The 20,016-nt window shown below is 62.8% G+C and carries 18 protein-coding genes; 15 read left to right on the top strand and 3 right to left on the bottom strand.

Annotation, left to right across the window (positions count from 1 at the left end; genetic code table 11):
* The first annotated feature begins 1 nt into the window (after position 1).
* A complete protein-coding gene (locus J0O65_RS25755) occupies positions 2-2,284 on the top strand; it encodes a RelA/SpoT family protein (protein ID WP_215409978.1) in 2,283 nt (760 codons plus the stop codon).
* A 22-nt stretch (positions 2,285-2,306) separates the two neighbouring features.
* Here J0O65_RS25755 and J0O65_RS25750 read toward each other — a convergent pair whose 3' ends face one another.
* On the bottom strand, positions 2,307-2,990 hold the full coding sequence (locus tag J0O65_RS25750; RefSeq protein ID WP_215409977.1) for a transposase: 684 nt from the start codon (positions 2,988-2,990) through the stop codon (positions 2,307-2,309).
* Positions 2,991-3,061: 71 nt separating this feature from the next.
* A complete protein-coding gene (gene greB / locus J0O65_RS25745; RefSeq protein WP_215409976.1) occupies positions 3,062-3,628 on the bottom strand; it encodes a transcription elongation factor GreB in 567 nt (188 codons plus the stop codon).
* A 115-nt stretch (positions 3,629-3,743) separates the two neighbouring features.
* Here greB and J0O65_RS25740 point away from each other — a divergent pair, with 115 nt between their 5' ends.
* The 12 genes from J0O65_RS25740 (at position 3,744) to J0O65_RS25685 (ending at position 16,622) form a co-directional block, all read left to right on the top strand.
* On the top strand, positions 3,744-4,331 hold the full coding sequence (locus J0O65_RS25740; RefSeq protein ID WP_215409975.1) for a hypothetical protein: 588 nt from the start codon (positions 3,744-3,746) through the stop codon (positions 4,329-4,331).
* Between the two features lie 17 nt (positions 4,332-4,348).
* Positions 4,349-5,857 (top strand): sensor histidine kinase, encoded by a 1,509-nt coding sequence (locus J0O65_RS25735; RefSeq protein ID WP_251373997.1) that lies wholly within the window; start codon positions 4,349-4,351, stop codon positions 5,855-5,857.
* 23 nt (positions 5,858-5,880) lie between these two features.
* Positions 5,881-6,528 carry a response regulator gene (locus J0O65_RS25730; RefSeq protein ID WP_034753998.1) on the top strand — a complete coding sequence of 216 codons (648 nt, stop codon included), beginning with the start codon at positions 5,881-5,883 and terminating at the stop codon, positions 6,526-6,528.
* A gap of 195 nt (positions 6,529-6,723) precedes the next feature.
* Positions 6,724-8,307 carry a diguanylate cyclase gene (locus tag J0O65_RS25725; RefSeq protein WP_215410134.1) on the top strand — a complete coding sequence of 528 codons (1,584 nt, stop codon included), beginning with the start codon at positions 6,724-6,726 and terminating at the stop codon, positions 8,305-8,307.
* 341 nt (positions 8,308-8,648) lie between these two features.
* Entirely contained in the window at positions 8,649-10,160 is a 1,512-nt protein-coding gene (locus J0O65_RS25720; protein WP_215409974.1) for a flagellin N-terminal helical domain-containing protein, read from the top strand.
* Between the two features lie 84 nt (positions 10,161-10,244).
* Positions 10,245-10,616 carry a flagellar protein FlaG gene (locus tag J0O65_RS25715; RefSeq protein ID WP_215409973.1) on the top strand — a complete coding sequence of 124 codons (372 nt, stop codon included), beginning with the start codon at positions 10,245-10,247 and terminating at the stop codon, positions 10,614-10,616.
* A 230-nt stretch (positions 10,617-10,846) separates the two neighbouring features.
* Positions 10,847-13,528: a flagellar filament capping protein FliD gene (gene fliD, locus J0O65_RS25710; RefSeq protein ID WP_353056249.1), complete on the top strand. Its 2,682-nt coding sequence runs from the start codon at positions 10,847-10,849 to the stop codon at positions 13,526-13,528.
* Positions 13,529-13,549: 21 nt separating this feature from the next.
* Positions 13,550-13,996 carry a flagellar export chaperone FliS gene (gene fliS, locus J0O65_RS25705; protein ID WP_215409972.1) on the top strand — a complete coding sequence of 149 codons (447 nt, stop codon included), beginning with the start codon at positions 13,550-13,552 and terminating at the stop codon, positions 13,994-13,996.
* Positions 13,997-13,999: 3 nt separating this feature from the next.
* Entirely contained in the window at positions 14,000-14,326 is a 327-nt protein-coding gene (locus J0O65_RS25700; protein WP_035821340.1) for a flagellar protein FliT, read from the top strand.
* A 17-nt stretch (positions 14,327-14,343) separates the two neighbouring features.
* On the top strand, positions 14,344-15,531 hold the full coding sequence (gene fliK / locus J0O65_RS25695; protein ID WP_215409971.1) for a flagellar hook-length control protein FliK: 1,188 nt from the start codon (positions 14,344-14,346) through the stop codon (positions 15,529-15,531).
* A complete protein-coding gene (locus J0O65_RS25690; protein WP_215410132.1) occupies positions 15,524-15,850 on the top strand; it encodes an EscU/YscU/HrcU family type III secretion system export apparatus switch protein in 327 nt (108 codons plus the stop codon). The genes fliK and J0O65_RS25690 overlap by 8 nt, the downstream gene beginning before the upstream one ends.
* A 10-nt stretch (positions 15,851-15,860) precedes the next feature.
* Positions 15,861-16,622 (top strand): flagellar brake protein, encoded by a 762-nt coding sequence (locus J0O65_RS25685; RefSeq protein WP_215409970.1) that lies wholly within the window; start codon positions 15,861-15,863, stop codon positions 16,620-16,622.
* 39 nt (positions 16,623-16,661) lie between these two features.
* On the opposite strand, the gene fliE is transcribed toward J0O65_RS25685, so the two are convergent.
* Positions 16,662-16,964, bottom strand: a complete 303-nt coding sequence (gene fliE / locus J0O65_RS25680; protein WP_251373996.1) for a flagellar hook-basal body complex protein FliE — start codon at positions 16,962-16,964, stop codon at positions 16,662-16,664.
* A 336-nt stretch (positions 16,965-17,300) separates the two neighbouring features.
* On the opposite strand from fliE, the gene fliF reads away from it, so the two are divergent.
* On the top strand, positions 17,301-19,016 hold the full coding sequence (gene fliF / locus J0O65_RS25675; RefSeq protein WP_215409968.1) for a flagellar basal-body MS-ring/collar protein FliF: 1,716 nt from the start codon (positions 17,301-17,303) through the stop codon (positions 19,014-19,016).
* Positions 19,009-20,007: a flagellar motor switch protein FliG gene (fliG, locus tag J0O65_RS25670; protein ID WP_034787109.1), complete on the top strand. Its 999-nt coding sequence runs from the start codon at positions 19,009-19,011 to the stop codon at positions 20,005-20,007. Before fliF ends, fliG begins: the two co-directional genes overlap by 8 nt.
* The last annotated feature ends 9 nt before the right edge of the window (positions 20,008-20,016 follow it).

The following is a 20,016-nucleotide window of genomic DNA, read 5'->3' as shown; positions in this document are numbered from 1 at the left end:
TATGAGTCTGACCCCAGCCGACACGACTTCCGCAGCACTGCCGCCCCTGGCCCCGCGCCAGGCGGCAAAATCGCAGGGCGCTTCCGCGTCCGGCGCCGGCACACCCGGCGGCAACGCCCCCGCGGCACCGCCAGCGCCCGCCCTCGGCGTGGCCTCCGTCAGCCACCTGGCCGACAAGCTGGCCGAATACCTGTCTCCCGCCGACCTGAAGAAAGTCAAGGAAGCCTACCGTTTCTCCGACGAAATGCACCTGGGCCAGATGCGCCGCTCGGGCGAGCCCTACATCTCGCACCCGATCGCCGTCGCGGAAATCTGCGCCGACTGGAAACTCGACGCGCAAGCCATCATGGCAGCCCTGCTGCACGACGTCATGGAAGACCAGGACGTCAAGAAGGATGAATTGATCGAGCGTTTCGGCGCGCCCGTGGCGCACCTGGTCGACGGCCTGTCGAAGCTGGAAAAGATCGAATTCCAGAGCCAGATCGAAGCGCAGGCGGAAAACTTCCGCAAGATGCTGCTGGCCATGGCGTCCGACGTGCGCGTGATCCTGATCAAGCTGGCCGACCGCCTGCACAATATGCGCACCCTGGACTTCATGACGGCGGCAAAAAAACGCCGCATCGCCAGCGAGACCATGGAAGTGTACGTACCGATCGCGCACCGCCTCGGCCTGAACAACATCTACCACGAGCTGCAGGACCTGTCGTTCTCGCACCTGTATCCGATGCGCTACCGCACCCTGGCGAAAGCCGTCAAGGCGGCGCGCGGCAACCGGCGCGAAGTGGTCAACAAGATCATGGAAGCCGTAAAAAGCACCTTGGCCATGGCCGAACTCGAGGCCGACGTCACGGGCCGCGAAAAGACCTTGTACGACATCTATAAAAAGATGCGCAGCAAGCATTTGTCGTTCTCGCAAGTGCTGGACGTGTACGGCTTCCGCGTGGTGGTGGGCAGCTTCGCCGACTGTTACGTGACCCTGGGCACCCTGCACAGCCTGTACAAGCCCATGCCGGGCAAGTTCAAGGATTACATCGCGATTCGCAAGCTGAACGGCTACCAGTCGCTGCACACGACCGTCATCGGTCCGTACGGCACACCCGTCGAATTCCAGATCCGCACGCAGGAAATGCACCGCACGGCCGAATCGGGCGTGGCGGCGCACTGGCTGTACAAGAGCGGCGAATCGAACCCGTCCGACCTGCAGCAGCGCACACATGCCTGGCTGCAATCCTTGCTCGACATCCAGCAGCAGACGGGCGACTCGGCCGAATTCCTCGAACACGTCAAGGTCGACCTGTTCCCCGACTCCGTCTACGTATTTACGCCGAAGTCGAAGATCATCGCCCTGCCGCGCGGCGCCACCGCCATCGACTTCGCCTATTCGATCCATACGGGCATCGGCGACCAGACCGTGGCCGTCAAGATCAACAACGAAACCTCGCCCCTGCGCACCGAGCTGCACAACGGCGACATCGTGGAAATCATCACCGATTCCTCGTCGCGCCCCAGCCCGACGTGGCTGTCGTTCGTGCGCACCGGCAAGGCCCGTTCGGCCATCCGCCACCATTTGCGCACGATCAACCTGCCTGAATCGATCGCCCTGGGCCAGCAACTGCTGTCGCAGGCGCTGCACACCCTGAACATCGACGCCGACCTGCCGGCGCCCCTGGTGGAACGCCTGCTGAACGAGTCGAGCGCCAATTCCATGGACGAGCTGTACGCGGACATCGGCATCGGCAAGCGCATGGCCACGCTGGTGGCGCGCCACATCTTCGGCCTGATCGGCGGCGAAGCGGCCAGCATGCCGGTGGAGCACAATAGCGGCAGCGAGCTCGACCCCGTCACCATCTGCGGCAGCGAAGGCGTCTCGGTACAGCTGGCGCCGTGCTGCCTGCCGATTCCCGGCGACCAGATCATCGGCCAGCTGCGCCGCGACCAGGGCTTGCTCGTGCACACAAGCGACTGCTCGCAAGCCAAGCGCCAGCGCGCCAAGGAACCGGACCGCTGGATCGCCGTGCGCTGGGGAACCGAACTGAACCGCCGCTTCGACTGCCGCATCAAGGTGCTGATCAACAGCGAACGGGGCATCCTGGCCAGAGTCGCCGCCGAGATCGGCGAGTCCGACGCCAACATCATCTACGTGGGCATGGACGAAGACAAGGACAACGTCCTCGACCAGCTGCGCTTCACCGTGCAGGTGAAAGACCGCGTCCACCTGGCCGCCCTGCTGCGCAATGTGCGGCGCGTCGCCGGCGTGAACCGCATCTTGCGCGAACGCAACTGATTCACGCGGCACAAAGCTGGGGTCAGACCCGGCGGGTCTGACCCCGGGTCTCCGCTGCAGGCTGCCGACTCATTTCCGCAACTCGCCGTAAAAACGCCTGATCTCCTACCGCAAATTCAGCATTGACTGCTTCTCGCAGTTGCCCGATGCAACGCTCGCCTAAGGCATCCTGGAATAACGACTGGTATGTTCTCTGCCGTTCAAACGCATCATGCCCAAGCATCAAATACAAGGAATACGGGGACAGCAGATCATCATGCATGCCCTGTGCGTTGCTCCGATAGCTGGACCAGCAATATTGCCCAGGCAATGCCACGATACCGGCCCTCACGGGATGCAATTCGATATAGCGCTGGCAAAGCAATAAATAACGCTCACCCTGCACCAGGCAGGATTTGTAGCGGCCCTCCCACAAGCTGCCGGTGCGGCCATACCGCCAGTTGAAATACTGCCCATAACGCTGATTCAGCATTTTCATCAGCAACGACAGGGAGGCTGTGCTTTGTGTGGAAAGCAAGAGATGCACATGATTACGCATGATCACATAAGCATGCAGATGGCATGGCGCAAGGGCCAAACAACTGCGCAGATACTCAAGATAACGCCGCCTATCCTGCCCATCAAGAAAGCATGCCTGGCGATTCACTCCACGCTGCACCACATGCAGCGGAACACCGGGCAGGACGAGCCGAAGGCGGCGGGACATGGCAACTCCTGATACCGACTAGATAATCAGTGTACCCGCGCATGCCTCATCGGCCCTGCGTCACCGCAAGCCTACCCCTCCCCCGGCGCCGGATACGTCACTTCCAGCAATTCCAGTTCCTGCTCGCCCAGCGGCGTATTGAGGGTGATCACGTCGCCTTCGCGCGCCTTGGTGATGGTGCGGGCCATGGGCGAGATCCAGCTGATCTTGCCGTTCAGGGGGTCGAATTCATCGATGCCGACGATGGTGATGGTGTGCGTTTCGCCGTCGCCCGTGCGGTATTTGACGGTGGCGCCGAAAAACACCTGGTCGTTGCCATGGTGCACGCTGGGGTCGACGATGGCGGCCAGGTCCATGCGCTTGGTGAGGAAGCGGATGCGGCGGTCGATTTCGCGCAGGCGCCGCTTGCCGTAGATATAGTCGCCATTTTCCGAACGGTCGCCATTCGACGCCGCCCAATGCACGATGCGCACCACTTCCGGACGGTCGACGTCGATCAGCTGCAGCAGCTCATCCTTGATGCGCTGGTAGCCGGCCGGCGTGATGTAGTTCTTGGCGCCGGCGGGAATGGCCAGCGCCAGCGCGGCGGCCTCTTCATCGTCGTCGTTGTCGGATTCTTTTACAAAGGCTTTATTCATCCGCCTATTGTAGCCCCGCCACGGCGCCGCAGGCACACGGGATGCGGGGGCAAGCGGGCTTTTTTGACGTATCATCGTGGCAATCGCGGCAAACCTGCGCCGCACACGGAGACGGATGAAAAAATTCTACAGAGTCAGGCGCTGGCTGTTCGCGCCGCTGGTCTACCTGGCGGCCATTTTCCTGCTGATCGAGGAATGGCTGTGGGCGACCGGGGCGCGCATCATGCAGGTGGTGGCGCAATTTCCGCCCCTGCATGCGCTCGAAGCGTGGATCAAGCGCCTGCCGCCATACTGGGCGCTGGCCATCTTCGCGCTGCCGGCCGTGCTGCTGTTCCCCGTCAAGCTGCTGGCCCTGCTGGCCATCGCGCGCGGCCATGCATTTTCCGGCATCGGCGTGATCGTCATCGCCAAGCTGGGCGGCGCGGCCGCCGTCGCCCGCCTGTACAGCCTGACGCGCCCCACCCTGCTCAGTTTGCCGTGGTTTGCGCGCTGGCATGGCTTGTTCATGGAAACCAAGGACCGCTGGATCGCCCGCCTGCGCGCCACGCGTCCATGGCGCCGTGTCAGCCGGCTATCGGCCGCGCTGGGCCGCGCCCGCCGCGCCTGGTGGCAACGCTTGCGCAAGGGCACGCCAGGGCGCCATAATTCCCGCCCAGCCAGGGTGCTGCGCCGCTTCGCCGCCTTCTGGCGCGCCCGCCGCTGATGAAAAAAGGCCACTCCATGCACGACACTCCCCGGTTGGCGCCCGCCATGCGCGCGGCGGCGCCGGAAATCTACCTGTACGACGCGGCCAGCTTGCAATTGCTCGATGCCAACGATGCCGCCTGCGACAACCTGCAATATGCACGCAAGCAATTGCTGGCGATGACGCCCTTCACCCTCGCGCCGCAGCTCGACGCGCAGCAACTGGCCGCCGTGCTGGCGACCCTGGACGACAGCATCGGCGCGCAAGCCCGGCTGCACGTACAGCAGCGGCGCCGCGACGGCAGCCTGTATTCGCTCAGCCTGCACCTGTCGCGCGCCAGCCGCCAGGGGCGCGCCCTGCTGCTGGCCGAAGGCGAAGACTTGCGCACGCCGCAGGCGACGGCGGCCGCCCTGGCGCAGGTGCAGTCGCGCTTCAACGCCATCGTCTCGAATACGCCGGGCCTGGTGTACCAGTTCTGCCTGCATGCGGATGGACGCGCCGCCTTCCCCTACCTGAGCGACGGCTGCCAGGCCCTGCTGGGCCTGAGCCCGGCACTGCTGCACGCGCGCCCGGAACTGTTTTACCAGTTGATCCTGGCCGACGACCGCGCCTCGTATCTGGAATCGATGCAGGCATCAAAAAGCGCCTTGTGGAGCTGGAACTGGGAAGGCCGCATCTGGATCGATGCATGGAAGGACGTCAAATGGATCAACCTGCGCTCCACGCCGCGCGCGCTGGCCGACGGCACGGTGCAATGGGAAGGCATCATGACGAATATCACGGAAAGCCGGCTCGAGCAGATCGAAGTGCGCCAGTCGCGCGCCCGCCTGGCCGAGCTGACTGCGCACATCGACAAGGTCAAGGAACACGAACGCACGCGCCTGGCGCGCGAACTGCACGATGACCTGGGCGGCAATCTGACGGCCATCAAGATGGCGCTGGCCATGCTGGCGCGCCGCTTGCCGCCGGACGATACGCTGCTGCAGGAAAAGGCCGACTATGTCGATGCCCTGGTCGACCGCAGCATCGACGCCGTGCACCGCATTTCGCTGGACCTGCGCCCGTCCATGCTGGACCTGGGCCTGGTCGCCGCGCTGGACTGGCAAGTGAAGGAATTCGCGCGCCAGGCCGGCATCGAGTGCCAGTTCGTGTCGAACCGCCAGCACATCGAACTGGAACTGGACCAGGCGACCAGCCTGTTTCGCATCGCCCAGGAAGCGCTGACGAACATCGCCAAGCATGCGCAGGCGAGCAAGGTCAGCGTGCGCCTGGCCAGGCAGCGCCAGCATCTGCGCCTGACCATCGCCGACAATGGCGTCGGCATGCGCCTGTCCGACCGCGCCAAGCCGCAATCGTTCGGCATCCGCGGCATGGCCGAACGGGCCAGCGCGCTGGGCGGCACCCTGAGCCTGATGGACGGGCCGGACGGCGGCACCATCCTCAGCATAAAAATCCGGCTGACCACGCCACGAGAGGCGATAATAGCGGCTGCAGCCAGTGCGCCCGCGCACAGCGGGCCGCCAGCAGAAGCGGCCAGTGGGTGAATTAGATAGGAAACAACGCAGTCATGAAAGAAAAAGCCACCATCCGGGTATTCATCGCCGACGATCACGCGATCGTGCGCGAGGGCTTGAAGCAAATCCTCGCCGATACGAAGGACATCATCGTGGCCGGCGAGGCCGAAAATGGCCACGACGCCATCAAACTGTTCCGCGGCTCGAAGTGCCAGGTGCTGCTGCTCGACATCTCCCTGCCCGACCGCAGCGGCATCGAGGTGCTCAAGCAGATCAAGAAGGAAAAGCCGGAACTGGCCGTGCTGATGCTGTCCATGCACCGCGAAGACCAATACGCCATCCGCTCGCTCAAGGCGGGCGCGGCTGGCTACCTGACGAAACAGAGCGCGCCGCGCGAGCTGGTCACGGCCATCCGCCAGGTGGCGCAGGGATTAAAATACATCAGCGCCTCGCTGGCGCAAGAACTGGCCAACACGGTGGGCGAAGACCATGAAACGGCCTTGCACGACACCTTGTCGGACCGCGAATACCAGACCCTGGTGATGATCGCCTCGGGCAAGGCGGTGGGCGCCATCGCCGAAGAGCTGAAATTGTCCGTGAAAACCGTCAGCGAATACCGCGCCCGCCTGCTGGTCAAGATGAAACTCAAGAATAGCGCCGAACTGACGCATTACGCCATCCGTAACCAGCTGGTGGATTGACGGCAAAGCGGCATGCCCGCTGGCATCGGGCGAATTGACAGGACTTCTCCTTGCTTCTCGCACAATAAGTTCTTTGCCAACTCGCCTATCATGAGGATAATGAGAAATATCTGAAAAGGCTGTGCCTACATGTCCAGTAAATTGCCATCTTCACCAGCAAGCGCGCCCGCTGGCGCCACGCATAGCGCCGCCGCGATGAATCCGGCCGATATCGCCCGCGAAGCGTTTCGCCGCCTGGCCACGCGCCGCATCGCCCCGACACCGAGCGCCTACCGCGATATCTACAATGAAATCGCCGGCATCAGCGAACCGGCGGAGACGCCAGGCGCGCCAGGCGCGGTGCTGGCGGCCAGCGCCAATGTAGAAAAAGGCGCAGAAAGTGGCGCGGAAAACGTCCTGACGCAGTTTGCCGCCAAGATGAGTGAATCGGCGGGCGAACTGGGCGACTTTGGCCGGCGCTTCCAGCGCGCCCTGAAAGCGCGCGACTGGGACAGCTACGCGCGCACCCTGGCGCAACTGGCGGAAAAACAGGTCAAGAAAGGCGGCGGCATCGAATTGCCGCCCCTGCCGGACGGCGAACAGACGCGCACCTTGCGCGAATTGCTGAGCCGCACCCTGGGCTTTGCCGTCGCCACCTTGCTGACGGGCACGCCCGCGCTGGTGGAAGAGGCAGAGTCCTTGGGCGCGGCCATCAAGCTGGCCCACACGGAAGAAGCGCTGAACGAAGCGGCGCTGCGCCTGAAGCAACTGTGTTACCAGATCGAATTGAAAAGCGGCGACACGGCCGAGCAGCAGGAATTGCTGCTGCGCCTGTTCAAGTTGCTGCTCGATAACGTCAGCCAGTTGCTCGACGACGACAGCTGGCTGCGCGGCCAGGTCGATGCCGTGCAAAACCTGATCGCCGGCCCGCTCGACCAGCGCGCGCTGGAAGACGCCACGCGCAGCCTGAAGGAAGTCATCTACAAGCAAGGCCAGCTCAAGCACAGCCTGTCCGACGTCAAGCTGACGGTCAAGAACATGATGATGACCTTCATCGACCGCCTGGGACAAGTGGCGGCCAGCACGGGCGACTTCCATGAAAAGATCGGCGGCTATTCGGAAAAGATCAGCCAGGCGGAAAATATCAGCGAACTGAACAGCGTGCTCGACGAGGTCTTGCGCGAAACGCGCATGGTACAGAACGAAGCCTTGCGCGCGCGCGACAAGATGGTGCTGGCGCGTCAGGAAGTGCAGGACGCGGAACAGCGCATCCACACGCTGGAAGCGAAGCTCCAGCATATGAGCGAACTGGTGCGGGAAGACCAGCTGACGGGCAGCCTGAACCGACGCGGCCTGGACGACGTGTTCGAACGCGAGACGGCCCGCTCCGACCGCCGCGGCACGCCGCTGTGCATCGCCATGCTGGACCTGGACGATTTCAAGCGCCTGAACGACACCTATGGCCACCTGGCCGGCGATGCGGCGCTGAAACACCTGGTGAAGATCGTCAAGGAGACGCTGCGCTCGATGGACGTCATCGCCCGCTTCGGCGGCGAGGAATTCCTCATCCTGCTGCCGGAAACGACGGTCGAAGCGGCGTCATCGACGATGACGCGCTTGCAGCGCGAACTGACCCGGCATTTCTTCCTGCACGACAACGAAAAAGTCTTGATCACCTTTTCCGCCGGCGTGGCACTGCGCCTGCCCAACGAAGACCAGGCCGAACTCGTCAAGCGCGCCGACCGCGCCATGTACCAGGCCAAGCAGACGGGCAAGAACCGCGTGGTGGTGGCGGACTAAGCCCTGTCCGCTTCACGCCATGCCGTCCCGCCGCCCGGCCGGACGGCATTTTTCATGATGAAAACGACAATATTGGCCTGCACTGCAATGCGCTACGACCGTCAGCGTGATATGAAAATAAAACTATTTTTACCCTCAAGTTTCCTGAAATCATGTCGTTTAGCGCGCGGCCGGCGGCAAACTGAAGGGCTGAAAATTAAAATTTAAAGCTGTTTTCGCCATAAATTTTCCCGCAGAGCAACCGTTACCCTAGACAACAGCGGCTTGATTGTCCCGGAACAGCGGGGCAGGCCAAAGTGACTAGCACATAGCGCAATGTAGTACCTGTTTGGAGAATTATCATGGCTGCAGTAATTAATACCAACATCTCGTCCCTGAATTCGCAACGCAACCTGTCGACCTCGCAGTCGGCCCTGAGCACCTCGCTGCAACGCCTGTCCTCCGGCTTCCGCATCAACAGCGCCAAGGACGATGCCGCCGGCCTGGCGATTTCCGACCGCATGACGTCGCAAATCCGCGGCATGACCCAAGCCACCCGCAATGCCAACGACGGCGTCTCGCTGGCCCAGACGGCTGAAGGCGCACTGTCGAGCTCGGGCGACATCCTGCAACGCATCCGCGAACTGGCCGTGCAATCGTCGAACTCGACGAACTCGTCGAGCGACCGCCAGGCGCTGCAAACCGAGGTAGGCCAGCTGGGTTCGGAATTGAACCGCATCGCCCAAACCACCTCGTTCAACGGCCAGGCATTGCTGGACGGCACCATGGGTACGGCCAACTTCCAGGTCGGCGCCGATGCCAATCAGCTCATTTCCGCCAGCGGCGCGAACTTCCTGACCAATACCTACGGTAATAACCGTATCGCCAACGATGCATCGGCTGTCAAGAAAGATGCCGTAGGTAATGCAGTTGTCGGCAAGCTGACGATTTCCGGCTCCATCGGCACCACCACCGTCGACACGACGGCCGCCGTCGCCGAAACGGCACCAGGTGCAGGTGATGCCATCAAAGGCAGCACGGCCAAATCCGTCGCCGCCGACATCAACAGCCAGACTTCGAAAACGGGCGTGACCGCATCGGCACAAACCGACGTGAACCTGAACCTGGGCGCCGAATCGTATTCGTTCTCCATCGGTTCGGATAACGCCAAGCCAGTCACCGTATCGTTCGCCGTCAGCGGCACGGCGTCGACCGCAGCCGACTATGCTGCAGGCATCAACGCCATCAATGCCCAAACGGCCAAGACCGGCGTGACCGCCCAATACGACAGCGTCAACAAGGGCATGAAGCTGACCAATGCATCGGGCGAGAACATCAGCCTGACGCAAGGCACCACGGCCAACGTCAAGTTCGACGTGGACGGCTACAAGGCTGACGGCAAGGTACAAGCTGCCGCACAATCGATCATCACCGCTGCCGACGCCGCCACGGTCAACGGCCGCGTGACCTTCGACTCGCAAAACAGCTTCTCGGTCACGGAAACCACCACCACCGGTCTGGCGATTGGTAAAGCGACGGCGCAAGGTTCGACCCTGAACTCCGTGTCGACCCTGGACGTGACGACGTTTGACGGCGCACAGCTGGCACTGAAAATTGCCGACGCAGCACTGGCAACGGTGAACGGCCAACGCGCCCAGTACGGCGCTTTGCAGTCGCGCTTCTCGTCGGCGATTTCCAACCTGCAATCGACCACGGAAAACCTGTCCGCATCGCGCAGCCGCATCGTCGATACCGACTTTGCAGCGGAAACGGCCAACATGACCCGCGGCCAGATCCTGCAACAAGCTGGTACGGCCATGCTGGCGCAAGCGAACTCGCTGCCAAACGGCGTCCTGAGCCTGCTGCGCGGCTAATCTCCGATTAGTCAGGCAACAGCGTAGGACTCTGATTCCCCTGCCGGATTTTTTCGGCAGGGGAATTTTCACTAGGAGAGCACCATGACTATCGACACGATAGCGGCCGCCTCCGCGGCCAGGATAGACAAGAGTTATGCGTCTGCGGACACGCCACCGGCGCGCCCGGCAGCGCCACGCGCGGCCACTGAAAACGGCACGCTTGCACCACAGCAAGCCAGCAAGGAACCCAGCCGCGAGCAGTTGGACAAGGCGGTATCGGAACTGAACCAGTCGTCGCAGATGAAGACGCAAGGCCTGGAATTTTCCGTCGACGAAGACAGCCAGCGCACGGTCGTCAAGGTCATCGACCAGGAAACCAAGGAAGTATTGCGCCAGATTCCCACCAAGGAAGCCCTGGAATTGGCCAAGACCTTCGATTCGGCCAAAGGTTCGCTGATCAGGCAAAGCGCATAGCGATGGCCTTGCCCACGGACGTGCAACATCGTGGCAATACGCATCGGCATGACCACGGGGCCCGGTAGCCTGGCTATCCGGCCCCGTTTTTCATTACATCAGAAGCAACAACAGTCCCTCCCCTCCCCGCTTTTTCGCCGCCGCTGAAAACAGCGCGGTAAATCCCCCTCTCAAGTCCTGATTGATTCTGCCGATAACAGCTTATATTAGCGTTTTCCTAGGAGTATTCAGTGGCCATCACCCCTACAGTATCATCCGTTGGCATCGGCGCCGGCGCCACCGGCCTGGATGTGAATGCCCTCATCGACAAGCTGATGGCGGCCGAAGCGGCCCCACTGGGTACTTTTGACAAGAAAACGGCCTCCTACCAGTCCAAGCTCAGCGCGATGGGCACCTTGAGCGGCGCCGTCAGCACTTTCCAGAGTTCGCTGTCGGCCCTGTCCAACAGCAATAACTTCCGCGCCGTCAGCGCCACGCCCGCCGATCCCCTGGTGCTGTCCGCCAGCGCCGGCGCCAAGGCCGTGGCCGGCAACTACAACATCAATGTCACGCAACTGGCCCAGTCGCAGACCCTGATGTCGGGCGGCATGGCCAGCAAGCTGTCAACCATCGGCCTGGGCAGCAAGACGACGATTTCCTTCCAGCTGGGCTCGCTCGCCGGCGGCACCTTCGGCTTGAGCGGCACGGCCCTGGGCGCCACCACGGCACAGACCGGCATCAGCAACGGCTCCCTGATACTCAACGGCACCGCCATCCCCACCGACGCCAGCACCAAGAGCGCGCGCGCCCTGGCGGACGCCATCAACGCCAAGAGCAGCACCACGGGCGTGACGGCCACGGCCCAGCCGACATCGAGCAGCGCCACCATGTTCGCCGGCTTCGGCAACATCGAAACGGGCGCGGACGGCACCTATTCGCTGTCGGTGGGCGGCATCGAGATCGTCACCCAGGGCAACGGCGTCGCCGCAGGCACCGGCATCACGGCCGCCTCGCTCGACACGACGCTCGAAGGCCCGAACGCCGTCTCGAATGCGCTGGCCGCGGCCAACATCACCGTCACCGGCAAGGCCGCCGACGGCACGCTGAAGTTTACGCGCGCCGACGGTTCCAACCTCAACATCGAAGAAGTGGTGACGGGCTCGGTCAAGGGCGGCATCGGCCATGCCTCGAACTCGGTCAATGACGGTTCGAACGTGACGCTGACCAGCACCATCAACCTGGCCTCGAGCAATGCCAGCCCGATCACCATCGCCGGCAGCAATCCGGCCGCCGCCGGATTGACGGCAGGCTCGGGTGGCGCCTACATGAACACCAACTTTACCCAGGACGGCACGCAGGCGACGGGCACGGTGGTGATCGACGCCACCAACAACACCTTGCAAGGCATCCGCGACGCCATCAATAACGCGGGCCTGGGCGTGATGGCCAGCATCGTCTCGGACGGCACGGACAAACCCTACCATCTGGTCTTGAGCTCGTCGAAGACGGGCGCCAACTCGGCCATGAAAATCTCGCTGAGCGGCAGCGACGGTCTGCCCCCGGACAGCGCCCTGAACGATCTGTTGTCCTACGATGCGGGCGGCACGCAGAACCTGAAGCAGAACAGCGCCGCGCAAAACACGAACTTCAGCGTCAATGGCATCGCCATCACCAGTGCGTCCAACAGCGTCGATACGGCCATCGAAGGCGTGACCCTGGGCATTGCCAAGGTCGGCAGCACCAGCTTGTCGGTGCAAAAAGACACTTCCACCGTCAAAACCAGCATCAATGCCTTCGTCAAGGCGTATAACGACCTGAATACGGCGATGGCGAAGATGACCGCCTATGATCCGGAAACCAAGAAGGGCGGCGTCCTGCTGGGGGACTCGACCGCGCAATCGATCCAGAGCCAGCTGCGCAGGCAGCTGGGCGCGCCCATTACCGGCTTGAACAGCAACTTGAGCACCTTGAGCCAGGTCGGCATCTCCTTCCAGAAAGACGGCAGCCTGGCGCTGGACTCCAGCAAGCTCGACAAGGCCATCAGCGCCAACTTCACGGATATCGCCGGCCTGTTTTCCGCACTCGGCAAGGCCAGCGACAGCAACGTGACCTTTACCAGCTCGACCGCCGCGACCAAGCCAGGCAGCTATGAATTGACGATCACCACGATGGCCAGCCAGGGTTCGATCACCTCGGCCGCCGTCATGCCCGCCAGCACGACGATTGCCAGCGACACCACGTGGAGCATCACGCTCAACGATACCGAGCCCAGCGCTGCCAAGAACACGGCCCAGGTCGTCATTCCCGCAGGGACGTACACCCCTGCCCAGATGGCTTCGCTGATCCAGTCGTCGATCAACGGCGTGAAGTCCTTTTCCGACGCCGGCTCCACCGTGTCGGCCTCCATCGATGGCGCGGGCAAGCTGGTGCTGGCATCGAGCCGCTATGGTTCCGTCTCGAATATCGCCATCGGCAGCGGCACGGGCACGGCGCCTAGCGCCCTGTTCGGCGCATCCACGCCCGTCAAGGGCGCGGACGTGGCTGGCACCCTGGGCGGACAACCGGTGATCGGTTCGGGCCAGACCCTGACGGGCGCCGCCGGTTCGCCGGCGGAGGGCTTGAAGATTGAAGTGACGGGCGGCACCACCGGTTCGCGCGGCACGGTCAGCTTCTCGCAAGGCTATGCCTACCAGCTGAACAACCTGGCCACCTCCTTCCTTGGCACGGACGGCATGATCACCAACCGCTCCAAGGGTCTCAACGAAACGATCAAGAACATCGCGACACAGCGCGACAAGTTCAGCGAGAAATTGACGGACATCGAGGCGCGCTACCGCGCCCAGTATTCGCGCCTCGACGTGACGCTGAGCAAAATGACCTCCATGCAAAGCTATTTGACCCAGCAGCTGGCCGCCATTGCCGCCAACCGTTAAGCGCCATCATCAGGAGAATATATGTTTGGAACCCAACAACGCGGCGTCAACGCCTATGCCAAGGTCGGCCTGGAAACGGGCATCGTCTCGGCCTCGCCGCACAAGCTGATCGTGATGCTGTACGACGGCGCCCTGGTGGCCGTGCTCAGCGCGCAGATGCACATGAAATCAGGCAATATTCCGGAAAAAGGCAAGTCGATCTCGAAAGCCATCCAGATCATCGACAATGGCTTGCGCGCCAGCCTGGACAAGGAAGCGGGCGGGCAGATCGCCGAAGGCCTCGACGCCCTGTATGAATACATGAGCGCGCGCCTGCTGACGGCCAACCTGAACAACGATATTAGCGTGCTGGAAGAGGTGCAGCGCCTGCTGACCGACCTGCGCGAAACCTGGAACGCCATCGGCGCCACCCCTGCCGCCATGCCTGGCGCCGATCTGAAACGTACGCCCAGCCTTGCGAGCGCCTGACCCATGATGACCAATCAAGAAGTCCTGACCACCTACGAAGCCATGCAGACCCTGACGGGCCAGATGGTGACCGCCGCCACCAACGCCGACTGGGACGCGCTCGAAGCGCTGGAACAGCGCATCAGCGCGCATGTGGCCGCGCTGAAGGCGAATGAAGAAAAAGTCGTGCTGGAAAGCGCCGGCCGCCAGCGCAAGGTTGCCCTGATCAAGCAGATCCTGGAAGACGACCGCAAGATCCGCGACCTGACCATGCCGTGGATGGCGCAATTGTCCAAGCTGATCAGCAGCACCGGCACCGAACGGCGCCTGGCCAACGCCTACGGCGCGTAAGCGCACAAGGGGGCGCCATGTTGCCGAAGATGGATGCGATCGGCATGACGCCCCTGACCCCGGTCAAGGCCACGCGCCCGGCCGATACGGTCGCCGATCCGCGCCAGGCCGAGTTCCAGCGCTCGCTGCAGGGTTTGATCGGCAAATCCATGCAGGGACAGGTGCTGGCCCGCATGGGCGATGGCAGTTACCTCGTGCGCGTGGCAGGCACGCCGGCCCGCATGCAGCTGCCCGCCGGCGCCCAGCCGGGCACGGAAATCCCGCTGACCTTGACCGGCATCCATCCCCGTCCCTCTTTTCAAATCGGCAATAACCGCGACCAGCCCGCCAGCGCCCTGCTCACGTATGCGGACGCGGAAGCAGAGCCGGAAGCGGCCGAAGCACGCGGCCCCCAGGCCGGCACCGCCCAGGCGGGCACGCGCGCGGGCAGCACGGCCGCCACCCTGCTCAGCCGCGCGCCCCTGACGCCCGCCAATCTGCTGCCCGCCCTGGCCGGCGACACGCCAGCGCCCGAACTGAGCTCCACCGCGCGCGCCATCAGCACCGTGCTCAGCCAGGCCGAAAGCGTGCCCGGCGCCCCGCTGTCCCTGGTCGGCAAGACGCCGCTGATGGCCACGCCGGGCGCCGCCCCGGCCCAGGTGGCGCAGAAACTGCAGGAGGCGGTCGTCAGCAGCGGCCTGTTCTATGAGTCGCATGTGGCCGAATGGGCCGAAGGCAAGCGGCCGCTGGCGTCGCTGCTGCTGGAACCGCAAATGCAGAAGGCGGCACAGGGCGACATGGGCAAAACGGGTACCGACCTGGCCTCGGCGCAACTGATCAATTTGCAGCTGCATACGCACGAACAGGCGCGCGTGCAGTGGCAGGGAGAGGCGTGGCCCGGCCAGAAGATGCAGTGGGATATCAGCAAGGATGCGCCGGAAAGCCAGCAGCACGAAGGACGCGACGGCGACGAGGAAGCGACGGCCTGGCGCAGCAACGTGCGCTTCCGGTTTCCCCTGCTGGGCGACCTGGCCGCGCACGTGGTCTTGCAGGGCGGGCGCGTGGCCATCCAGCTGCAGGCGGGCAGCGAAGGCAGCGCCGACACTTTGCGCCAGCATGCGGCGCGGCTGGAAGCGTCGCTGGACGCGGCCGGCTGGCCCCTGTCGTCGCTGACGATCGCCGGCAAGCCGGAGTCTGCCGAGCCAGCGCAGGCAGATGATGTTTGACGACGCCAGGCGCAAGGTGCCGCAGACGGCCGTCGCCCTGGCCTACCAGAGCGGCACGCCGGCGCCCAAGGTGGTGGCCAAGGGCAGCGGCCTGATCGCGGACCAGATCATCAGCACGGCGCGCGAACACGGCGTCTTCGTGCATGAATCGAAGGAATTGGTGGCGCTGCTGATGGATGTCGACCTGGACCGCCAGATTCCGCCCGGCCTGTATCGGGCGATTGCGGAACTGCTGGCCTGGTTATATCATATTGAATCTGCGAATGGCGGGCCCATCCCTCCTCCGCCCGACACCAGCGTCCACCTCACCGATACATAGACAGGCATCAATGCAAGCACATATTCTGGATTCCGGCCTCGAAAACTGGCATGATTTTGAAGTGGAATCACGGCGGGAAATCATCGCCTTGCTGCGCAGCATAGGCGAAAAGAACCAGCTGATCCGCATGCTGATCCACGGTGAATCCGATGTGTGCGTCACTTCCATCCTGGAGGTCGATGCCGAGCGCGATACCGTCATTCTCGACCGTTCCGTGAACACCGACCAGAACCGGCGCATGGTGGCCGCCAAGGGCATCTCGTTTGAAACCTCGCTCGACAAGATCCGCATCCTGTTTGCCAGCGCGCTGGTGGAAGAGTGCAATTACGGCGGCACGCCCGCCCTGAAAATTGCCATTCCAGAAACACTGATCCGCTTGCAGCGGCGCGAGTATTACCGCATGACGACGCCCGTGAGCAATCCCGTGCGCGTGTCGATTCCCCTGCCGCCTTCGCTGGGCGGCGCCGACACCCTGTTCCCGCTGGCCGACATCAGCTGCGGCGGCATCGCCATCCTCGACAATAAACTAATGCTGGGCGAGACCATCGGCCGGGACTATCCCGGCTGCCGCATCGACTTGCCCGAGGTCGGCATCGTCACGGCGACTTTGCAGATTCGCAATTCGCTGGACATGACACTGCTGAACAACAAGCTGAACCGCCGCCTCGGCTGCCAGTTCGTCGACCTGCCGCGCAGCATGCTGGCGCACGTGCAGCGCTATATCACGCGCCTGGAGCGCGAGAGAAACGCACGCATGGCCGGCTTAGGCTGATCATAGATAACCCGAAACGAAGGCTGGGGTTGTCATGAGTTAAACCTGCATATTCATGATCTCATGATACGCAGAAACCAACTTGTTCCGCACCTGCACCGTCGCCTGGAATTCGATGCTCGACTTTTGCATCGACACCATCACGTCCGACAGGCTGACCTTTTCATCGCCCATGGTAAAGCGCTGGCCCAGCGCCGACGATTCCTTTTGCGCACCGCTCACGGAGTCCAGCGCGCTCTTGAAGGCATCCGCGAAATTCACCTTCGCCGCCGGAGCCTCGGTCTGAATCGCCGGTATTTTCGCCTCCGGCCGCGTGGCCGCCGACTTCAGTTGCGCGATCATCGCCTCGATCCTGCTGCTATCGATACCGCCTGTTTTCACTTTGCCTCCCGATTCTGGTCCGCTTCATATCTGTTCCATGCCTGTTGCACCCAGAGAACAAAACCCTGGCTTGCAAGGCAACGACGGGTACAATAACTTCCGTCACATGTTGCCAGGGTTCCACAATACCAGCGCCAACGCCAGCCGCTCGGCCGAGCAGGCGGCAAAAGCGCCTTCTATTTGGACGATTGAAGCGCGTGACAGTGGCGGATAATTCCGCATATCGTCCCTCCTCCCGAGGAAGCGGCCCCACGCATCACCGAATACCCGTCAAACCACGCGCCCTGGAAGGCAATCATGGCTGTAGCCGAAGAAATCGATGTGAACCGCATACCGCCTGAACCGGCGCCTGCCCGCTCGCCCGTGGAGTCCGTGCAAGCCTTCGCCAAGACGCCGATGGGCAAGAATTTCCTGCGCGGCCTGGGCGTGGCGGCACTGATCGCCATCGGCGTGGCCCTGTACATGTGGAACCAGCCGCCCGAATACAAGGTTCTGTTCTCCAACTACACGGACCGCGACGGCGGCGCCATCACCGCGTCGCTGGACCAGCTTGGCATCAAGCACAAGTTTTCCGAAGGTGGCGGCGCCATTCTCGTGCCGTCCGAGCAAGTCCACGACGCGCGCCTGAAACTGGCCGCGCAAGGCTTGCCGAAAGGCGGCAACGTGGGTTTCGAGCTGATGGAAAACCAGAAGCTGGGCGTGTCGCAATTCCTGGAACAGGTCAATTTCCAGCGCGCGCTGGAAGGCGAACTGGCCAAATCGATCGAATCGGTATCCGCCGTCGACACGGCGCGCGTCCACCTGGCCTTGCCCAAACCGTCCGTCTTCGTGCGCGAACAGCAAAAGCCGACGGCGTCGGTGCTCTTGAACCTGCACCCGGGCCGCGGCCTGGACCAGCTGCAGGTGAGCGCCATCGTGCACCTGGTGGCGTCCAGCGTGCCGGAGTTGCTGCCGATCAATGTCACCGTGGTCGACCAGGCCGGCACCTTGCTGTCGAACCAGGAGAAGGACAAGGACCGCGCCAACGGCATCAAGAGCCTGGACCCGAACCAATTAAAGTACGTGCAACAATTGCAGCAGAGCGTGATCAAGCAAGTCGAATCGATCCTGCTGCCCATCGTCGGCGAAGGCAATGTGCGCGCCGAGGCGACGGCGGACGTGGATTTCTCGCAAAGCGAGCAGGCCGCCGAAACCTACAAGCCGAATTCGCCGCCGGAAGCGTCCACCATCCGCAGCCAGCAGACGAGCGAATCGACGGGCGCCGGCAATGCCAACCCGTCCGGCGTGCCGGGCGCGCTGTCGAACCAGCCGCCGGGCGTGGCGACGGCGCCATTGACGGCCGAGGCGCCTGGCGCCCCGGGCGGCGCGCCGACGGCGCCGACCCAGAAGGAATCGACGACGAATTATGAAGTCGACAAGACCGTGCGCTACGAGCAGAAATCCATGGGCGGCTTGCGCCGCCTGTCGGTGGCCGTCGTCGTCAACTACCGCCGCAGCTTCGACAAGGATGGCAAGGTCACGGTCAAGCCGATTTCTCCTGCCGAAATGGTCCAGATCAATAATCTGGTCAAGGAAGCGATGGGCTACAACAAGGAGCGCGGCGACAGCTTCAGCGTGGCCAACTCGCCCTTCGACGGCATCGACCGCGCGCCGGAAGGCAAGCTGGAGTGGTGGCGCGACCCGGCCAACTTGCCGCTGGCCAAGGAACTGGCGAAATTCCTCATCACGGCCCTGATCTTGCTGTATATCTTCATCAAGATCGTGCGTCCGATGCTGCGCCCCGTGATGCGCAAGATCGACGATTTCGGCGCGCCGCCGCCCGTCATCGAGCCGGAACTGGCCAAGGATGGCGAAGCAAACGAAGTCCTGCTCAGCGAAGCGGAACTGGAAGAACTGGAAGAAGACACGGCCCGCGGTTATCGCGAAAACCTGGCGATGGCCAGGAAACTGGCGCAGGAAGACCCGCGCGTGGTGGCCAACGTGATCAAAGCATGGATAGGCAATAATGACTGAGACAACGGGACTGCAAAAAGCATCGATCCTGATGCTGGCACTGGGCGAGAGCGAAGCGGCCGAGGTCATGAAATTCCTCGGCCCGCGCGAAGTGCTGAAACTGGGCGCCGCCATGGCCACCATGAAGGGCATCGCGCACGAACAGGTGGTCGAGGTGCTCGACGACTTCCGCGCGCAGACGGAACTCAATTCCACCGTCGGCCTCGATTCGGACGAATACATCCGCCAAGTCCTCACCAAGGCGCTGGGCGACGACAAGGCGTCCGTGCTGCTGTCGCGCATCCTGGGCGGCAAGGATGCGTCCGGCATCGAATCGCTGAAGTGGATGGATTCGCAATCCGTGTCCGAGCTGATCCGCAACGAACACCCGCAGATCATCGCCACCATCCTGGTCCACCTGGAACGCGACCAGGCCTGCGAAATCCTCGGCCACTTCACGGACCGCCTGCGCAACGACGTGGTCTTGCGCATCGCCACCCTGGACGGCGTGCAGCCGGCCGCCTTGCGCGAACTCAACGACGTGCTGACGAAACTGCTGTCGGGTAACGAAAACATCAAGAAATCGTCGCTGGGCGGCGTGCGCGCGGCGGCCGAGATCCTGAACTTCATGAGCGGCGAGCAGGAAGGCTCCGTCATGGACAATATCAAGAATTACGACAACGACATGGCACAAAAGATCATGGACGAAATGTTCGTGTTCGACAACGTGATCGATATCGACGACCGCGGCATCCAGTTGCTGCTGCGCGAAGTGCAGTCGGAAATGCTGATCATCGCCCTGAAAGGCGCCTCGCAGGAGCTGCGCGACAAGATCTTCAAAAACATGTCGCAGCGCGCCGGCGAGATGATGCGCGAAGACCTGGAATCGAAAGGCCCCGTGCGCCTGTCGGAAGTGGAATCGCAGCAGAAACAGATCCTGCAGATCGTGCGCCGCCTGGCGGACGAAGGGCAGATTGTCCTAGGCGGAAAAGGCGAGGATTCGTTTGTCTAATTTGATTCC

This window comes from Janthinobacterium sp. JC611, from assembly GCF_018682595.1.
GTDB lineage: Bacteria > Pseudomonadota > Gammaproteobacteria > Burkholderiales > Burkholderiaceae_D > Janthinobacterium.
The sequence above is the reverse complement of the archived record's forward strand: the minus strand, read 5'-3'. Positions and strand labels throughout refer to the sequence as shown.

Excerpts from the sequence above, each read along its gene's own strand:
- fliG (WP_034787109.1), top strand. The coding sequence starts at position 19,009 with ATGACTGAGACAACGGGACTGCAAAAAGCATCGATCCTGATGCTGGCA.
- J0O65_RS25700 (WP_035821340.1), top strand. The coding sequence starts at position 14,000 with ATGATGACCAATCAAGAAGTCCTGACCACCTACGAAGCCATGCAGACC.
- J0O65_RS25750 (WP_215409977.1), bottom strand. The coding sequence starts at position 2,990 with ATGTCCCGCCGCCTTCGGCTCGTCCTGCCCGGTGTTCCGCTGCATGTG.
- J0O65_RS25715 (WP_215409973.1), top strand. The coding sequence starts at position 10,245 with ATGACTATCGACACGATAGCGGCCGCCTCCGCGGCCAGGATAGACAAG.
- J0O65_RS25720 (WP_215409974.1), top strand. The coding sequence starts at position 8,649 with ATGGCTGCAGTAATTAATACCAACATCTCGTCCCTGAATTCGCAACGC.
- J0O65_RS25690 (WP_215410132.1), top strand. The coding sequence starts at position 15,524 with ATGTTTGACGACGCCAGGCGCAAGGTGCCGCAGACGGCCGTCGCCCTG.
- J0O65_RS25725 (WP_215410134.1), top strand. The coding sequence starts at position 6,724 with ATGAATCCGGCCGATATCGCCCGCGAAGCGTTTCGCCGCCTGGCCACG.
- greB (WP_215409976.1), bottom strand. The coding sequence starts at position 3,628 with ATGAATAAAGCCTTTGTAAAAGAATCCGACAACGACGACGATGAAGAG.
- fliK (WP_215409971.1), top strand. The coding sequence starts at position 14,344 with ATGTTGCCGAAGATGGATGCGATCGGCATGACGCCCCTGACCCCGGTC.
- J0O65_RS25740 (WP_215409975.1), top strand. The coding sequence starts at position 3,744 with ATGAAAAAATTCTACAGAGTCAGGCGCTGGCTGTTCGCGCCGCTGGTC.
- J0O65_RS25755 (WP_215409978.1), top strand. The coding sequence starts at position 2 with ATGAGTCTGACCCCAGCCGACACGACTTCCGCAGCACTGCCGCCCCTG.
- fliS (WP_215409972.1), top strand. The coding sequence starts at position 13,550 with ATGTTTGGAACCCAACAACGCGGCGTCAACGCCTATGCCAAGGTCGGC.
- fliF (WP_215409968.1), top strand. The coding sequence starts at position 17,301 with ATGGCTGTAGCCGAAGAAATCGATGTGAACCGCATACCGCCTGAACCG.
- fliE (WP_251373996.1), bottom strand. The coding sequence starts at position 16,964 with ATGATCGCGCAACTGAAGTCGGCGGCCACGCGGCCGGAGGCGAAAATA.
- J0O65_RS25735 (WP_251373997.1), top strand. The coding sequence starts at position 4,349 with ATGCACGACACTCCCCGGTTGGCGCCCGCCATGCGCGCGGCGGCGCCG.
- J0O65_RS25685 (WP_215409970.1), top strand. The coding sequence starts at position 15,861 with ATGCAAGCACATATTCTGGATTCCGGCCTCGAAAACTGGCATGATTTT.
- J0O65_RS25730 (WP_034753998.1), top strand. The coding sequence starts at position 5,881 with ATGAAAGAAAAAGCCACCATCCGGGTATTCATCGCCGACGATCACGCG.